The sequence below is a fragment of the Halomonas saccharevitans genome (genome assembly GCF_900116405.1).
GTDB lineage: Bacteria > Pseudomonadota > Gammaproteobacteria > Pseudomonadales > Halomonadaceae > Halomonas > Halomonas saccharevitans.
Map to the genome: position 1 here is coordinate 64,540 of NZ_FPAQ01000005.1, position 14,038 is coordinate 78,577.

The 14,038-nt window shown below is 67.4% G+C and carries 14 protein-coding genes and 2 tRNA genes; 5 read left to right on the plus strand and 11 right to left on the minus strand.

Translation table 11 applies throughout. The features are described 5' to 3' along the window. The first annotated feature begins 50 nt into the window (after window positions 1-50). Both BM388_RS03860 and ttcA read left to right on the plus strand, forming a co-directional pair. Entirely contained in the window at window positions 51-677 is a 627-nt protein-coding gene (locus tag BM388_RS03860) for a 3'-5' exonuclease (RefSeq protein WP_089847414.1), read from the plus strand. A gap of 113 nt (window positions 678-790) precedes the next feature. Beyond that, window positions 791-1,702, plus strand: a complete 912-nt coding sequence (ttcA, locus tag BM388_RS03865; RefSeq protein ID WP_089847415.1) for a tRNA 2-thiocytidine(32) synthetase TtcA — start codon at window positions 791-793, stop codon at window positions 1,700-1,702. Window positions 1,703-1,842: 140 nt separating this feature from the next. On the opposite strand, the gene fnr is transcribed toward ttcA, so the two are convergent. The 11 genes from fnr to ccoN form a co-directional block, all read right to left on the minus strand. Beyond that, window positions 1,843-2,586, minus strand: a complete 744-nt coding sequence (gene fnr, locus BM388_RS03870) for a fumarate/nitrate reduction transcriptional regulator Fnr (protein WP_089847417.1) — start codon at window positions 2,584-2,586, stop codon at window positions 1,843-1,845. Window positions 2,587-2,694: 108 nt separating this feature from the next. Then, a complete protein-coding gene (gene hemN / locus BM388_RS03875; RefSeq protein WP_089847419.1) occupies window positions 2,695-4,023 on the minus strand; it encodes an oxygen-independent coproporphyrinogen III oxidase in 1,329 nt (442 codons plus the stop codon). A 96-nt stretch (window positions 4,024-4,119) separates the two neighbouring features. After that, window positions 4,120-4,818: a sulfite exporter TauE/SafE family protein gene (locus BM388_RS03880; protein WP_089847421.1), complete on the minus strand. Its 699-nt coding sequence runs from the start codon at window positions 4,816-4,818 to the stop codon at window positions 4,120-4,122. Beyond that, window positions 4,818-5,033: a cbb3-type cytochrome oxidase assembly protein CcoS gene (ccoS, locus tag BM388_RS03885; protein ID WP_089847423.1), complete on the minus strand. Its 216-nt coding sequence runs from the start codon at window positions 5,031-5,033 to the stop codon at window positions 4,818-4,820. Before ccoS ends, BM388_RS03880 begins: the two co-directional genes overlap by 1 nt. Next, the gene (locus BM388_RS03890) at window positions 5,030-7,510 is read right to left on the minus strand and encodes a heavy metal translocating P-type ATPase (RefSeq protein WP_089847425.1); all 2,481 of its coding nucleotides are present in this window, start codon (window positions 7,508-7,510) and stop codon (window positions 5,030-5,032) included. The genes ccoS and BM388_RS03890 overlap by 4 nt, the downstream gene beginning before the upstream one ends. After that, a complete protein-coding gene (locus BM388_RS03895) occupies window positions 7,511-8,023 on the minus strand; it encodes a FixH family protein (RefSeq protein WP_089847427.1) in 513 nt (170 codons plus the stop codon). Then, entirely contained in the window at window positions 8,023-9,456 is a 1,434-nt protein-coding gene (gene ccoG, locus BM388_RS03900; RefSeq protein WP_089847429.1) for a cytochrome c oxidase accessory protein CcoG, read from the minus strand. The genes BM388_RS03895 and ccoG overlap by 1 nt, the downstream gene beginning before the upstream one ends. A 142-nt stretch (window positions 9,457-9,598) precedes the next feature. After that, window positions 9,599-10,528, minus strand: a complete 930-nt coding sequence (gene ccoP / locus BM388_RS03905) for a cytochrome-c oxidase, cbb3-type subunit III (RefSeq protein WP_089847430.1) — start codon at window positions 10,526-10,528, stop codon at window positions 9,599-9,601. Next, window positions 10,525-10,737 carry a cbb3-type cytochrome oxidase subunit 3 gene (locus BM388_RS03910; RefSeq protein WP_089847431.1) on the minus strand — a complete coding sequence of 71 codons (213 nt, stop codon included), beginning with the start codon at window positions 10,735-10,737 and terminating at the stop codon, window positions 10,525-10,527. The genes ccoP and BM388_RS03910 overlap by 4 nt, the downstream gene beginning before the upstream one ends. Window positions 10,738-10,739: 2 nt before the next feature. Then, window positions 10,740-11,348 carry a cytochrome-c oxidase, cbb3-type subunit II gene (gene ccoO, locus BM388_RS03915; protein WP_089847433.1) on the minus strand — a complete coding sequence of 203 codons (609 nt, stop codon included), beginning with the start codon at window positions 11,346-11,348 and terminating at the stop codon, window positions 10,740-10,742. Between the two features lie 23 nt (window positions 11,349-11,371). Further along, complete coding sequence (gene ccoN, locus BM388_RS03920) at window positions 11,372-12,796, minus strand: cytochrome-c oxidase, cbb3-type subunit I (RefSeq protein ID WP_089847436.1); 1,425 nt, start codon at window positions 12,794-12,796, stop codon at window positions 11,372-11,374. Between the two features lie 208 nt (window positions 12,797-13,004). Between ccoN and BM388_RS03925 the strand changes: the two genes are divergently transcribed. From BM388_RS03925 to BM388_RS03935, 3 genes are all read left to right on the plus strand, one after another. Then, window positions 13,005-13,694, plus strand: a complete 690-nt coding sequence (locus tag BM388_RS03925; RefSeq protein ID WP_089847532.1) for an alpha/beta family hydrolase — start codon at window positions 13,005-13,007, stop codon at window positions 13,692-13,694. A 149-nt stretch (window positions 13,695-13,843) separates the two neighbouring features. Beyond that, window positions 13,844-13,919 (plus strand) — tRNA-Val (locus BM388_RS03930). Between the two features lie 42 nt (window positions 13,920-13,961). Continuing rightward, window positions 13,962-14,038, plus strand: a tRNA-Asp gene (locus tag BM388_RS03935).

The window sequence follows — 14,038 nt, forward strand, 5'->3', positions numbered from 1 at the left end:
ACCACGCGTCTCGACGCTGCTCGATCCACTCAACAACAGGAGGTGGCCTGATGCTAAGGGCCCTGCGCCGCGCCGCGGATCGACGCCGTCAGATCGACGGCGATCACGGCTGGCTCTTCGCGCCCTATACCGGCGAGGAGCTGGTCGCCATCGACTGCGTGACCACCGGCCCCGACCCGCGTCGGGCCGAGCTTTTGTCGCTGGCGGCGGTGCGCCTGCGCGGGGATCGCGTCCTGACCAGCGACTCCCTCGACCTGCGGCTGGCGTGTCCCTCCAGCCTCGGTGGCGATTCGATCCGCCGGCACGGCCTGCGCGGCATCGACCTGGCGGAGGGGGCCGGCATCGACGAGGCGCTGGCACAGTTCCTGGACTTCGTCGGCAATCGCCCGCTGATCGGCTGGCGCCTGGATGACGACCTGACGCTGCTCAACCGCTACCTGCGGCCGCGCTTCGGGTTCGACCTGCCCAACGCCTGCATCGACGTGGCTCAGGCCTACTATCGCAGGCTGCGTCGCAGCCATCCCGAACTCGTTACCCGGCCGCGCTTCGAGCAGGTGGCCGAGCGCCTGGGGGTGCCGGTGATGGGGCGGCACACGGCGCTCGGTGACGCCGTGACCACGGCGCTGATCCACCTGCGCCTGACCCGCAGCCCGCCCGAGATTGAACGTTTCTGCTGATCGCCGCGTGTCTATTGATCGCTGCGATACGGGCGGCCCCGCGTCGCCTGTCGGCGGCGAGAGTGGTAGGATAGCGCCCGCCATTTTCCAGCCGCCCAGGCAGCGCCGATACCATGCCAGACGCCCTGATGTTCGATCCCCGCGACACCGCCCCGCGGCCCGTCGCCGACCCCGCGACGCCTCCCGACGAGCTCGACGCCTCGGAAAAGCGCGCCTTCAACAAGCTGCAGAAGCGGCTGCGTCGCCAGGTGGGCAACGCCATCATCGATTATGGGATGATTCATGAGGGGGACCGGGTGATGGTCTGCCTCTCAGGGGGCAAGGACAGCTACACCCTGCTGGAGATCCTGCGCAACCTGCAGCGCAACGCGCCGGTGAACTTCTCCCTGGTGGCGGTCAACCTGGACCAGAAGCAGCCCGGCTTCCCCGAGCACGTGCTTCCGGAGTACCTGGACAGGCTCGACGTCGAGTACCACATCCTCGAGCGCGATACCTACTCGGTGGTCAAGGAGAAAACGCCCGAGGGCAAGACCACCTGCGCGCTCTGCTCGCGGCTGCGGCGCGGCTCGCTGTACGGCTTCGCCGAGGAGATCGGTGCCACCAAGGTGGCGCTGGGCCACCATCGCGAGGATATCCTCGAGACGCTGTTTCTCAACATGTTCTTCGGCGGCAGCCTCAAGGCGATGCCGCCCAAGCTGCTCTCCGACGACGGCCGCAACATGGTCATTCGTCCGCTCGCCTACTGCCGGGAGGCCGACATCGCCGAGTTCGCCCGGCGCATGGAATTCCCGATCATTCCCTGCAACCTCTGCGGCTCCCAGCCGAACCTGCAGCGCCAGGTGGTCAAGGAGATGCTGGCCGAGTGGGAGACGTCGCATCCGGGGCGGCTCGAGAGCATGTTCAAGGCGGTCACCAACGTGGCGCCCTCCCAGCTTGCCGACCGCGAGCTCTTCGATTTCGCGGGCCTCGAGGAGAAGCAGGCGCGCCTCAATGCCGACCGCATCGCGCTGCACAACGAGCTCTGAGCGGCCAATCTGATAGCGCCGAGCGGCTCACTGAAGGGCGGCAGTCTTAAAACAAGGAACCCCATCGGAGACGAGCTCCGATGGGGTTCCTTGTTAGTGACTGATCCGTAGCGGCTTGGTCAACCTACGGCTTGGCGCTGCTAGCGGCAGCCTTCCTGTTCGGCCACCTCGATCAGCGATTCCAGGTCGAGGATGTTCACTTCGCGGCCGGACACGGCCACCAGGCCCTGGGACTGGAAGCGACTCAGGATGCGGCTGACGGTCTCCACCGCGAGCCCCAGGTAGTTGCCGATGTCGGCCCGCGACATGGACAGCCGGAAGCTGTAGGGCGAGTAGCCACGCCGCCGGAAGCGGTCGGAGAGGCTGGTGAAGAAGGTCGCCAGGCGCTGGTCGGCGGTCTTGCGCGACAGCAGGCGCATCATGCGGCGATCGTCACGCATCTCCTTGCTCATGCTGCGGTAGAGCTGGCCGCGCAGCTCCGGCAGGGATTCGGAGAGGGCGTCGAGGCGATCGAAGGGGATCTCGCAGACCGTGGTGGTCTCAAGGGCCACCACCGTGCCTGGATAGCGCTCCTCGTCGATGCCGTCGAGGCCCACCAGTTCGCTGGGCAGGTAGAAGTTGGTCAGCTGGTCCTCGCCGCTGCCCTCGGTGGTCACCTGCTTGAGGCTGCCCGAGCGCACCGCGAAGACGCTGGTGAAGTGAGTGCCCTGGCGGAACAGTGCCTCGCCCTTCTTCAACGGCGGTCGGCGGCGGATGATGGCCTCAAACTGATCCATGTCCTGCACTTCGAGCGCCAGCGGCAGGCAGAGCGAGCTCAGGCTGCAGGTCTGGCAGCGAGTCTCGTTCAGCAGTGCGCGGCGCCTGCCGGTTGCGGGGTCGGGCATGCTCTCCTCCATGGATGATGGCTCAGTGCTCATTATGGGGGATAGTCGCCCACCGGCAAAGCACCGCTTAACACCTCGTCGCTGAACTTGGCAGTCGGGGCGTGGCATTCAGGACGCGGCGGGGTAGGCGTCGAAGGCCGCCGCCAGCTGACGGATCAGCAGGCGACCGGTGGGAGTCACGCGCCACTGTGCGCCCCGGCACGCGATCAGGCCCTGCGACTCGGCGCGGGCCAGGCGCGCCAGCGGTCCGGCGAGATGGGCCTCGGCGTCCAGGCCGAAGGCCGCGCCGAGCTCCTCCAGGTCGAGATGGAGATCGCACATCAGCCTCTCGATGGCAGCGCTTCGCAGCCGATCGTCCAGGCTCAGCCGGTGGCCGACGGCGGTGGGCAGCTCCCCCCGCTCGAGGGCGGCCTCGTAGTCCTCGAGCCTCTGCGGGTTGCGAACGTGCAGGTCCTCCAGGCGGGAGACGGCCGTGACGCCCAGGCCCACCAGGTCGTGGCGCTCTCGCCCGGTCACGAGGGCCCTGGCCAGGCGGTCGTCGCCGCGCACGAAGCGGTCGTGGCCGAGATGCACGTAGCCCGCGGCGGCGAGCCGCTCGATGGCCGCCTGCAGCATTCCCTGGACCTCCAGCGGGGCGGGCAGGTCCTCGGGACGGATCTGGCGCTGGTGGGGAAAGCGCTCGGGGTGGTGCTGGTACTGAAACAGCGACAGCCGCGACGGTGCCATGGCGATGACCTGATCGAGCGTGGCGACGAAGCCGCCAAGGGTCTGGCGGGGCAGGCCGAGAATCAGGTTCAGGTTCACGGAGTTGAAGCCCAGCCGGTCCGCCTCGTCGAGCAGCTGTTCGGTCAGGCCGCGGCCCTGCTGGCGATTGATCGCCCGCTGGACCTCGGGGTCCAGGTCGAGCACCTCGAGGCTCAGTCGGTTGAAGCCCAGGGCCTCGAGATGACGCAGGGTGAAGACGTCGGCCTCCCGGGGGTCGATCTCGATGAGGTACTCCCGGTCGCGATCGCCGGCCAGCCGGAAGCGGGCATCCAGCCGATCGATCAGGTCGCCCATCTGGTTCAGGGTCAGGAAGGTCGGCGTACCGCCGCCCCACTGCAGGGAGCGGACCTCCCGGCGAGCGTCCAGATGGCGACTGGTCAGCACCATCTCGCGGTCGAGTCGAGTGAGATAGGCCTCGGTCAGTCGGGTGTCCGAGGTGGTGACCGGCCGACGGGTGCAGTGGTAGCAGGCCTGCTGGCAGAAGGGCAGATGCACGTAGAGCGACAGCGGACGCGCCGCGGCGTTGCTGTGCTCGAGTGCCTGGCGGTAGTCCTCGGCGCCAATGCCGTCGCCCATCGCCTGGGGCGTGGGGTAGAAGCCATAGGCGGGAGCCGGCGAAGCCGCCGCGAAGGGGGCGTCGCTAGCGGGTGCGGTTGACGCGCGAGGGGGCATGGTCGGCCCTCCGGAGGGAAACATGCCTTTATGCTAGCGAGGCGCCAGTTTTGCCGCGTTGAGCTGCGTCAAGCGAAGCCGCGATCGGCGGAGTCGTCAGTGCATCGTCGCCCCGGGCAGCAGCGTCCACAGCTGCCAGAGGGCGAAGGCGATGATCGACAGCGCGGACAGCGTGCGGGTGGCCGGATGGCGAATCAGGGCGCCGAGCTGGCGCGCGGCGAGGCCGGTGGCCAGCAGGGCCGGCAGGGTGCCGAGGCCGAAGGCGCCCATCAGTGTCGCGCCCCGCCAGGGGTCGGCGATGGCCAGGCTCCAGGCGAGCATCGAGTAGACCAGGCCGCACGGCAGCCAGCCCCAGACGGCGCCCAGGGCGAACGCCTGGGGCACCCGGACCACCGGCATCAGCCGCCGCCCCACGGGCTCGAGGTGGCGCCACAGGCGCCTGCCGACCGCTTCGACCTTGAGTAGCCCCTTCCACCAGTCGGCGATGTAAAGCGCCATCAGGATCAGCATTACCGCGGCCAGGCCCTGCAGCACCAGGCGTGCCTGGGGACTCAGGGCGATCAGCGTACCGAGTCCCGCCACCAGGGCGCCGGCCATCATGTAGCTCGTGATGCGCCCTAGATTGTAGCCGAGCAGCAGCCCCGAGAGTCGGGCCGGGCTTCTCATGCTGGGCGGCACGGCGAAGGTCAGGGCGCTCATGATGCCGCCGCACATGCCGATGCAGTGGGCGCCGCCGAGCAGGCCGAAGACGAAGGCCGCCGCCAGCGGGGGAAGGTCGAGTCCGGTGGGGTCCATCAGTTGCGGCGATCCTCGTCCCGGGGCGCGTCGGCGCCGGCATCGCCGTCCGATGGGGCGCGCGGGCGGTCGTTTTCGTCCTCGTCGAAGAGGATGCGGTAGGCGGGACCCTCGAGGTCCTCGAACTGGTCGTGCTTGACGGCCCAGAAGAAGGCCCAGACCGCCAGTCCCAGCAGGATCAGCGAGAGGGGGATCAACAGGTAGAGAATGCTCATGCGTTTACCAGCCTGGGGGAGTCGGTGCCGGTGGGCCGTTCAGGCCCGGTGCGGGTCAGGCGCAGGGCGTTGCCGACGACGACCAGCGAGCTCGCCGACATGCCGATGGCGGCGAGCCAGGGGGGCACGAAGCCCATTGCCGCCAGGGGCAGCGCCGAGACGTTGTAGATCAGCGACCAGGCCAGGTTCTGGCGGATGATCCGCCGGGTGGCACGGCTGGTCGCGATGGCCTCGACGATACGCCCCAGCCGAGGGCCCAGCAAGACGGCGTCGGCGCGGGTGCGGGCGAGGTCGGTGGCGCCGTTCATGGCGATGGCCACGTCGGCCCCGGCCAGCACCGGCACGTCGTTGATGCCGTCGCCCACCATGGCCACCCGCTCACCGGCAGACTGCAGTGACTGGATGCGTGCCAGCTTGTCTTCCGGCGAGGCCGCCGCCTGCCAGGTCGCGATACCCAGGCGTCCGGCCATGGCCGCCACCGCCGATTCGGTATCGCCGGAGAGTAGCTCCACCGCGAGGCCGCGCGCCTGGAGGGCCTCGACGGTCTCTCGAGCATCTTCGCGAAGCTGGTCGTGGAGGGCGAACCAGGCGCGTGGCGTGCCGTCCTCGGCCAGCAGCAGCCACTGGCCCTCACCGGGGGCCTCGGGCGTTGCCTCGGGCGCGGCGAAGGCGGGGGTGCCGAGGCGCCAACGGCGCCCGTCGATGTGGCCCTCCAGGCCCCGGCCGGGGCGGCTGAGCACCTCGTCGGCGCTGATGTCGGCCTCGCGGAAGGGGTGGAAGGCGCGGGCGATGGGGTGCTCGGACTGGGCCTCCAGGGCGGCCGCCAGGGCACGCGCGCGCGCTTCGTCGAGGGTGTCGCCGACCGGGCGAGTCTCCACCAGGCTCATCTCGCCGCTGGTCAGGGTGCCGGTCTTGTCGAAGATCACCCGGTCGAGCTGCGACAGCGCTTCCAGGGCGTCGGCGCGGGTGATCAGCACGCCGCGTCGGTGCAGCCGGCCGTGGCCGGCGGTCAGGGCCGTGGGGGTGGCCAGCGCCAGGGCGCAGGGGCAGGTCACCACCAGCACCGACAGGGTGACCCAGAGCATGCGGTCGGCATCGATGAACCACCAGGCGACGGCCACGCCGACGGAGATCAGCAGCACCTGCAGCACGAAGTGGTGAGCCATGCGCGCCGCCAGCTGGGCGATGCGCGGCCGGCTGGCGAAGGCGCGATCGGTGAGGTCGACGATGCCGGCGACCCGCGCATCGCGGCCGGCATGGGTGACGCGCACCGTCAGCGGGCTCTCGATGTTCTGGCTGCCGCCGGTGACGCGATCGCCGATCCGTCGAGTCACCGGCAGGTACTCGCCGGTGAGCATCGATTCGTCGAGGCTCGACTCGCCGCTCTCGATCACGCCGTCGGCCGGCACGCCGTGGCCGGGCTTGATCAGTACCCGGTCGCCCGCGGCGAGCTCGCTGGAGGGCAGGATGCGCTCCTCCCCGTCCTCGGTGAGGCGGATCGCCGAGAGGGGCAATACGCCTGCGAGGGCGTTGCCGCTGTGGCCGCTGCGGCGCCGGGCGCGCACCTCGACATAGCGGCCGAACAGCAGGAAGAAGGTGAACATCGCCACCGAATCGAAATAGACGTCGCCATGCCCGACCACCACCGCATAGCCGCTGGCCAGGTAGGCGCCACCGATGGCCAGCGATACCGGCACGTCCATGCCCAGGGTGCGGGTCTTCAGGTCACGCAGGGCATTGGTGAAGAAGGGCTGCGCCGAGAAGAGCACCACCGGGGTGGCCAGCGCGAAGGAGAGCCAGTGGAAGAGGGCATCGAAGTCGGCGCTGAGATCGCCGGGGTCGGCCACATAGATAGGGATCGAGAACATCAGCACCTGCATCATCGCCACCGCGGCGACGATCAGTCGGCGCACGTTCATGCGCTCCTCGTGCTGCAGCCGGCTCTGGGCCGCATCGGGCTCGTAGGGCTGTGCCGGATAGCCGATGGCGGCCATCTCGGCGAGGATCCGCGACAGCGCTACCCGCTCGGGATCCCAGCTGACGCGCAGGCGATGGTGGGAGAGGTTGACGGCGCTGGCCTCGATGCCGGGAAGGGCGTTGAGGCGGTGCTCGATCAGCCAGGCGCAGGCCGCGCAGGTGATGCCGTCCACGGCCAGAGTGGCGTGCACTCCGCCGCCCTCGCCGTCGGGATGCACGAAGCGTGCCTGCAGGCCGGGGTCATCGAACACCGCCCAGGTCTCGGCCTTGACCGCCTGGCGATCGTCCGGCCGCTCGGGCAGCTCGGTGCGAAAGCGGTAGTAGCTCGCAAGGCCCCCGTCGACGATGGCGTGGGCCACGGCCTCGCAGCCGGGACAGCACAGCGGCCGGCGTTCGTCGTCCAGGGTGATCGACCAGGGTGCGCCCGCGGGCACCCGGTTGCCACAGTGGTAACAGCCGGGGGCCTCGGTCGTCGGGGAGGATGTCGCGGTCGCGGTCATCTAGATGCCGGGAGAGAGCGAGATCTCGCCTTCCGTCGGGAAGTGCGCCTCGCCGGTCAGGCGCCACTCGGCGTCCCGGCCCTCGGCCGGCTGCAGGTGCAGGTACCAGCGATATTCAAGCGTCTGATCGATCGACGTCACGTAGCGCCCGTCGCGCACGTGCTCCAGCACCATCGAGCGATCGCGGCTGCTCTCGGTGGGAAAGATCAGGTCGAGGTAGAGCCGCTCCGGCTGGCGCTCGCCCGCCAGGTCGATGACGATGTCGCCGGTGCGCGGGTCGGCGCGCATGACCGCCTCGAGGCCCAGTTGGCGAGCGTGCTCCTGCTTGGCCAGCTGTTCGTTGATGGCCAGCCCCTGCTTGTAGTAGTCCTGCTCCACCGTGCCGTCGTAGAAGTGAATCGACAGCACCAGGTAGGTGATGCTGAAGGTTACCGACGAGGCCAGCAGGCCGATCAAGAACCACGGCCAGAACTGCTTGTACCAGGGGGGGATGCTCTCGGGTTCCGCACTCATCAGCGGGTCTCTCCTAGGAAACGGCTGTCACGTTCGATGGCGATGTCGGCGTCCGTGGCCTCCAGGCGCAGGATGATCTCGGCGCTGGGCCGGTCGATGGACTCGGGCGGTACGCTGGCCTGGATCACCAGCTGACGCGATTCGCTGGCCGGCACGCTGATCTCGTGGGTATCCAGGGTCAGGCCGGGCAGGCCGGAGGCCTCCAGGCGGTAGCTGTGCGGCCGATCGTCGAGGTTACGTACGATCAGGGTGTAGACGTTGCTGATGCGGCCTTCCTGAGTCGTCTGGAACAGCTGGTTGCGCTCGCGCTCGACGTCGAAGTCCAGCGGCGTGCGATCGGCCACCGCCCAGGCGAAGACGCCGATCATCACCAGCAGGGCGGCGAGATAGCCCATCAGGCGCGGGCGCAGGATATGCGTCGGCTTGCCCTCCAGGGCGTTCTCCGTGGTGTAGCGGATCAGGCCGCGGGGATAGCCCATCTTGTCCATCACGCTGTCGCAGGCATCGATGCAGGCCGCGCAGGTGATGCACTCGTACTGCAGGCCGTCGCGGATGTCGATGCCGGTGGGGCAGACCTGCACGCAGAGGTCGCAGTCGATGCAGTCGCCGTGGCCGGCAGCTTGCGCCTGCTCGTGACTTAGCGTCTTCTTGCGCGGGCCGCGGGGCTCGCCGCGGGCGGCGTCGTAGGAGACGATCAGGGTGTCGCGGTCGAACATCACCGACTGGAAGCGGGCGTAGGGGCACATGTAGATGCACACCTGCTCGCGCAGCCAGCCGGCGTTGAGGTAGGTGAAGACCAGGAAGAAGCCGACCCAGAAGTAGGACCAGCCGTGGGCCTCGAGGGTCGGTAGCTCCACGACCAGGTCGCGGATCGGCGTGAAGTAGCCGACGAAGGTGAGGCCCGTGGCCAGGGCTATCAGCAGCCAGATGGCGTGCTTGGCGCCCTTGCGCCACAGCTTGTCGCGGGTCATGGACTGCTTGTCGAGCTTGATGCGGCGGTTGCGCGAGCCCTCCAGGCGATGCTCGACCCAGATGAACAGGAAGGTCCAGACGCTCTGGGGACAGGTGTAGCCGCACCAGACGCGCCCGGCGAACACCGTGATGAAGAACAGGCCGAAGGCGCAGATGATCAAGAGCCACGAGAGCAGCATGAACTCCTGGGGATAGAAGGTCGCCGAGAAGATGTGAAATTCCCGGCCGGGGAGGTCGAACCAGATGGCCGGGCGGTCGCCCCAGGGCACCCAGGGAAGCAGGAAGAAGGACAGCATCAGGGCCCAGTTGGATCCGCGGCGCAGGCGCTGGAAGAAGCCCTTGATCTCGCGGACATAGATATGCCGCCGGCTTTGGTACATGTGCTGGGTGACCGCCTCGTTCGGCGCGTGCTGCTGCACCGGATCCGGGGTGACGTCGTGGGTCGGGATCTTCTCGCTCATGGCAGGCTCGTGGCTGGCAAGGAGGGGAGGGCCGTCGGGGGTAACCCGCTGCGGACAATCGACATTGTATCGGCGCGGCCGCATAACGAGAAAGGGTGCGACCGGAGGCCGCACCCTTTGCATGCCGTCATCGATCGCAGGCTCAGTCCTCGCGGCTCAGGCCGTAGACGTAGGCGGCGACGAGGTGGACCTTGTCCTCACCGATGTAGGCGGCCTGTGCCGGCATGTGGCCGTTGCGGCCGTTACGCAGGGTCTGGCGTACCGAGTCGGCGAGCGACTGCCCCGGCGCCTGGTAGAGCCAGGCATCGTCGGTCAGGTTGGGCGCGCCCAGCGCCTGGTTGCCGGTGCCGTCGGGCATGTGGCAGGCGGCGCACACCGAGGCGAACACGCTGGCGCCCTGTTCGGCCCGCTCGGCATCCTCGGCGTTGCCGGAGAGCGAGAGCACGTGCTGGGTCACGTTCTCGATGTTTTCGCTGCCCAGCTGCTGCCAGGACGGCATCAGGCCGTTACGTCCATTGTTCAGAGTATGGACGATGTTTTCCGGCGCGCCGCCGTACAGCCAGGCATCGTCGGTCAGGTTGGGGAAGCCGTAGCCACCCTTGGCGTTGGAGCCGTGGCAGATCGCGCAGTTGTTGAGGTAGATGCGCTCGGCGACCTGCATGGCCTCGCCGTCCTGGGACAGCTCCGGGATCGGCACTTCCTGGTACTGGGCGAAGATCGGCGCGAAGCGCTCCTCGGCGCGGGCGACCTCTTCCTCCCACTGGCTCTCCTGGCTCCAGCCCAGCAGGCCGGAGAAGTTGCCGAGGCCCGGGTAGAGCACCAGATAGCCCAGCGAAAAGATCACGGTGCCGACGTAGAGCTGGAACCACCAGCGCGGCAGCGGGTTGTCGTACTCCTCGATCCCGTCGGCGGCGTGGCCCGTGGTGTCGACGTTGCCCTCGGCATCCGGGGTCTTGTCGGTCTTGCGGTTGGCGAAGAGCAGCCAGGCACTGATGCCGATGGTGCCCAGCGTGATGACGATGATCCAGGCGCTCCAGAAGCTGGAAAGGGAGTCACCCCAAAAATTGTTCATGTGTTCCTCTCTCCCTTGTCGTGTCGGGAATCGGCCTCTCGGGAGGCGTTCTGGTCACGGTGCGGCGGTTCATCCTCATCGGCGAAGGGCAGGTTGGCCGCCTCGTCGAAGTCCGGCTTGCGTCGCTTCGAGTAGGCCCACATGGTGAGCCCCGCGAAGGCGATGATCAGCAGGATGATGATCACCCCGTTGACGATCCCGTTATCCATGATCAGCGCGAATCCTTGAGCACGGTGCCGAGCTGCTGCAGGTAGGCGACCAGGGCGGTAATCTCCCGCTCGCCGCGAACCTCCTCGCTGGCGTTGGCAATCTGCTCGTCGGTGTAGGGGACGCCCAGCGTCTGCATGACGCGCATCTCGTCGTCGATGCGCTCGCCGCTCAGCGTGTTCTCGAACAGCCACGGGTAGGCCGGCATGATCGACTCCGGCACCACGTCACGCGGGTTGTAGAGGTGGGCACGGTGCCAGTCGTCGCTGTAGCGGCCGCCGACGCGGGCGAGGTCCGGCCCGGTGCGCTTGGAGCCCCACAGGAAGTTGTGCTCGTAGACCTGTTCGCCGGCGACGCTGTAGGGGCCGTAACGCTCGGTCTCGGCGCGGAAGGGGCGCACCATCTGCGAGTGGCAGCCAACGCAGCCCTCGCGACGATAGACGCCGCGACCCGCGAGCTCCAGGGGGGAGAGAGGCTCGAGGCCCTCGACCGGCTCGGTGGTCTGCTTCTGGAAGAATAGCGGCACGATCTCCGCCAGGCCCCCGAAACTGATCACTACCAGGATCAGCACGGCGAGCAGACCGACGTTCTTTTCGACTATCTCGTGTCTCATTGGTGTCTCGTTCCCTGGTTGGCTCAGGCGGTCTGCGGAATCGGCTGACGGGCGCCTTCACCGCGCCGCACGGTCATGTACACGTTGAAGGCCATGATCAGCATGCCGGCCACCCAGCACAGGCCACCGATCAGTCGCACGATGTAACCCGGGCCGCTGGCTTCCACCGACTCGACGAAGGTGTACATCAGGGTGCCGTCGGGGTTCACGGCGCGCCACATCAGACCCTGCAGGATGCCGTTGACCCACATGGCGGCGATGTAGAGCACGGTGCCGATGGTCGCCAGCCAGAAGTGCACGGCGATCAGGTTCACGGAGTGCATCTCGGTGCGGCCGAACAGGCGCGGGATCAGGTGGTACATGGAGCCGATGGTGATCATCGCCACCCAGCCCAGGGCGCCGGCGTGGACGTGACCGATGGTCCAGTCGGTGTAGTGGGAAAGGGCGTTGACGGTCTTCACCGCCATCATCGGGCCCTCGAAGGTGGACATGCCGTAGAAGGACAGGGCCACCACCAGGAAACGCAGGGTCGGGTCGGTGCGCAGCTTATGCCAGGCGCCGGAGAGGGTCATCATGCCGTTGATCATGCCGCCCCAGGAGGGCGCCAGCAGGATGATCGACAGCACCATGCCGAGCGACTGGGTCCAGTTGGGCAGCGCCGTGTAGTGCAGGTGGTGCGGGCCAGCCCACATGTAGACCATGATCAGCGCCCAGAAGTGGACGATGGAGAGGCGATAGGAATAGACCGGCCGCTCCGCCTGCTTGGGCACGAAGTAGTACATCATCCCCAGGAAGCCGGCGGTCAGGAAGAAGCCCACCGCGTTATGGCCGTACCACCACTGGGTCATCGCATCGATGGCGCCCGCGTAGAGCGAGACCGAATAGGTCGAGGTCACCGGGATCGAGGCGCTGTTGACGATGTGCAGCACGGCCACGGTGATGATGAAGGCCGCGAAGAACCAGTTCGCCACGTAGATGTGGGAGGTCTTGCGCAGCTTGATGGTTCCCAGGAAGACGATGGCATAGCTGATCCAGACTACGGCCAGCAGGATGTCGATCGGCCACTCGAGCTCGGCGTACTCCTTGGTGCTGGTGAGGCCCAGCGGCAGGGTGACCACCGCGGACAGGATCACCGCCTGCCAGCCCCAGAAGGTAAAGGCGGCCAGCTTGTCCGAGAACAGTCGTACCTGGCAGGTTCGCTGCACGACGTAGTAGGAGGTGGCAAACAGCGCCGAGCCGCCGAAGGCGAAGATCACGGCGTTGGTGTGCAGGGGGCGCAGGCGGCCGAAGCTCGTCCACGGCAGTCCCAGGTTCAGTTCCGGCCATACCAGCTGCGAGGCGAGGACGACACCGAGGGCCATGCCCACGATGCCCCACACCACCGTCATGATCGCGAACTGCCGAACTACCTTGTAGTTGTAGGTCGGGTGTTCAAATGCTGTGCTCATGTCAGGTTCCCATCGAACGCGGTTTGGGGGTGTCCCGCGGCATTCTGCCTCGGGGTGACCTCCGCAGGATGATGCAGGTCTTTAACCAAGGGTGATTCTAGCGCAGGCGTGCGGCAAGCTGAACATGTCAATGTGTTGATTTATGAACTCGAGGAGGCCTAAATTGTCGGACCGTTTTTGTCGGGTTTTGCCGTCGATCGACCGCTTGATGCTGTCCCAGCGGCTACGCGATGGCGAGCAGGGATGCTGGAATATTGCCGGGCTCGGTCCGCTGGAAGTCCACGGTGAAAGCCGTGTAGGGCGTCTGCTTATCGCCCACGGGGCCGGAGCGGGCCAGGATTCAACCTTTATGCAACGGTTGCGCGAATCCCTCGCCACCGTCGGCGTCCAGACCCTGGCTTTCGAGTTCGATTACCTGCAGACGATGCGCCGCGAAGGGCGCCGTCGTCCTCCGCCGCGGGTTGATCGTCTGGTCGACGAACTGTCCCTATGGTGCGACAGCGTGTCGCACTGTGACCTTCCGCCACCCTGGCTGGGGGGCAAGTCCATGGGCGGTCGCGTGGCCAGCATGCTGGCGGCGCAGGCCTCCCACCGAGCGTCCGTTCGGGGCCTGGTGCTGTGCGGCTACCCCTTTCATCCCCCCGGCAAGCCGGAGCGACTGCGCCTCGCCCACTGGCCGTCGCTCGCCTGTCCGACCCTGGCGGTGCAGGGGACCCGTGATCCCTTCGGCACCCGCGAGCAGGTCGTCGGCTATGCGCTGCCCGAGGTGGCACGTCTGCACTGGCTCGAGGACGGCGATCACGACTGGCAACCTAGGCGCGCCTCGGGTCGCGATCAGGCGGCACTGATCGTCGAGGCGTCGGAGGCGATCGCCGCGTTTATGCGCGACCATTCATGAGCAAAAATGCTGAAGGCCGCGTGGCGCGGGCGGTGTGGCCAAGTGGATGAAAGGGTGGCGATTCTTCTTCACGAAAAGGTTCACGATGGCAGCGCAAAAAGCGTTGACATTGATCGGGCCCCCTGTAGAATGCAGCGCCACGTGACCGGGGGTGGTTAGCTCAGCTGGGAGAGCACCAGCCTTACAAGCTGGGGGTCACAGGTTCGAACCCTGTACCACCCACCATTGCCACGGCAATGACCCGATTACGTAGTAGAAGATAGCAGCGGACCGGTAGTTCAGTTGGTTAGAATGCCGGCCTGTCACGCCGGAGGTCGCGGGTTCGAGTCCCGTCCGGTCCGCCA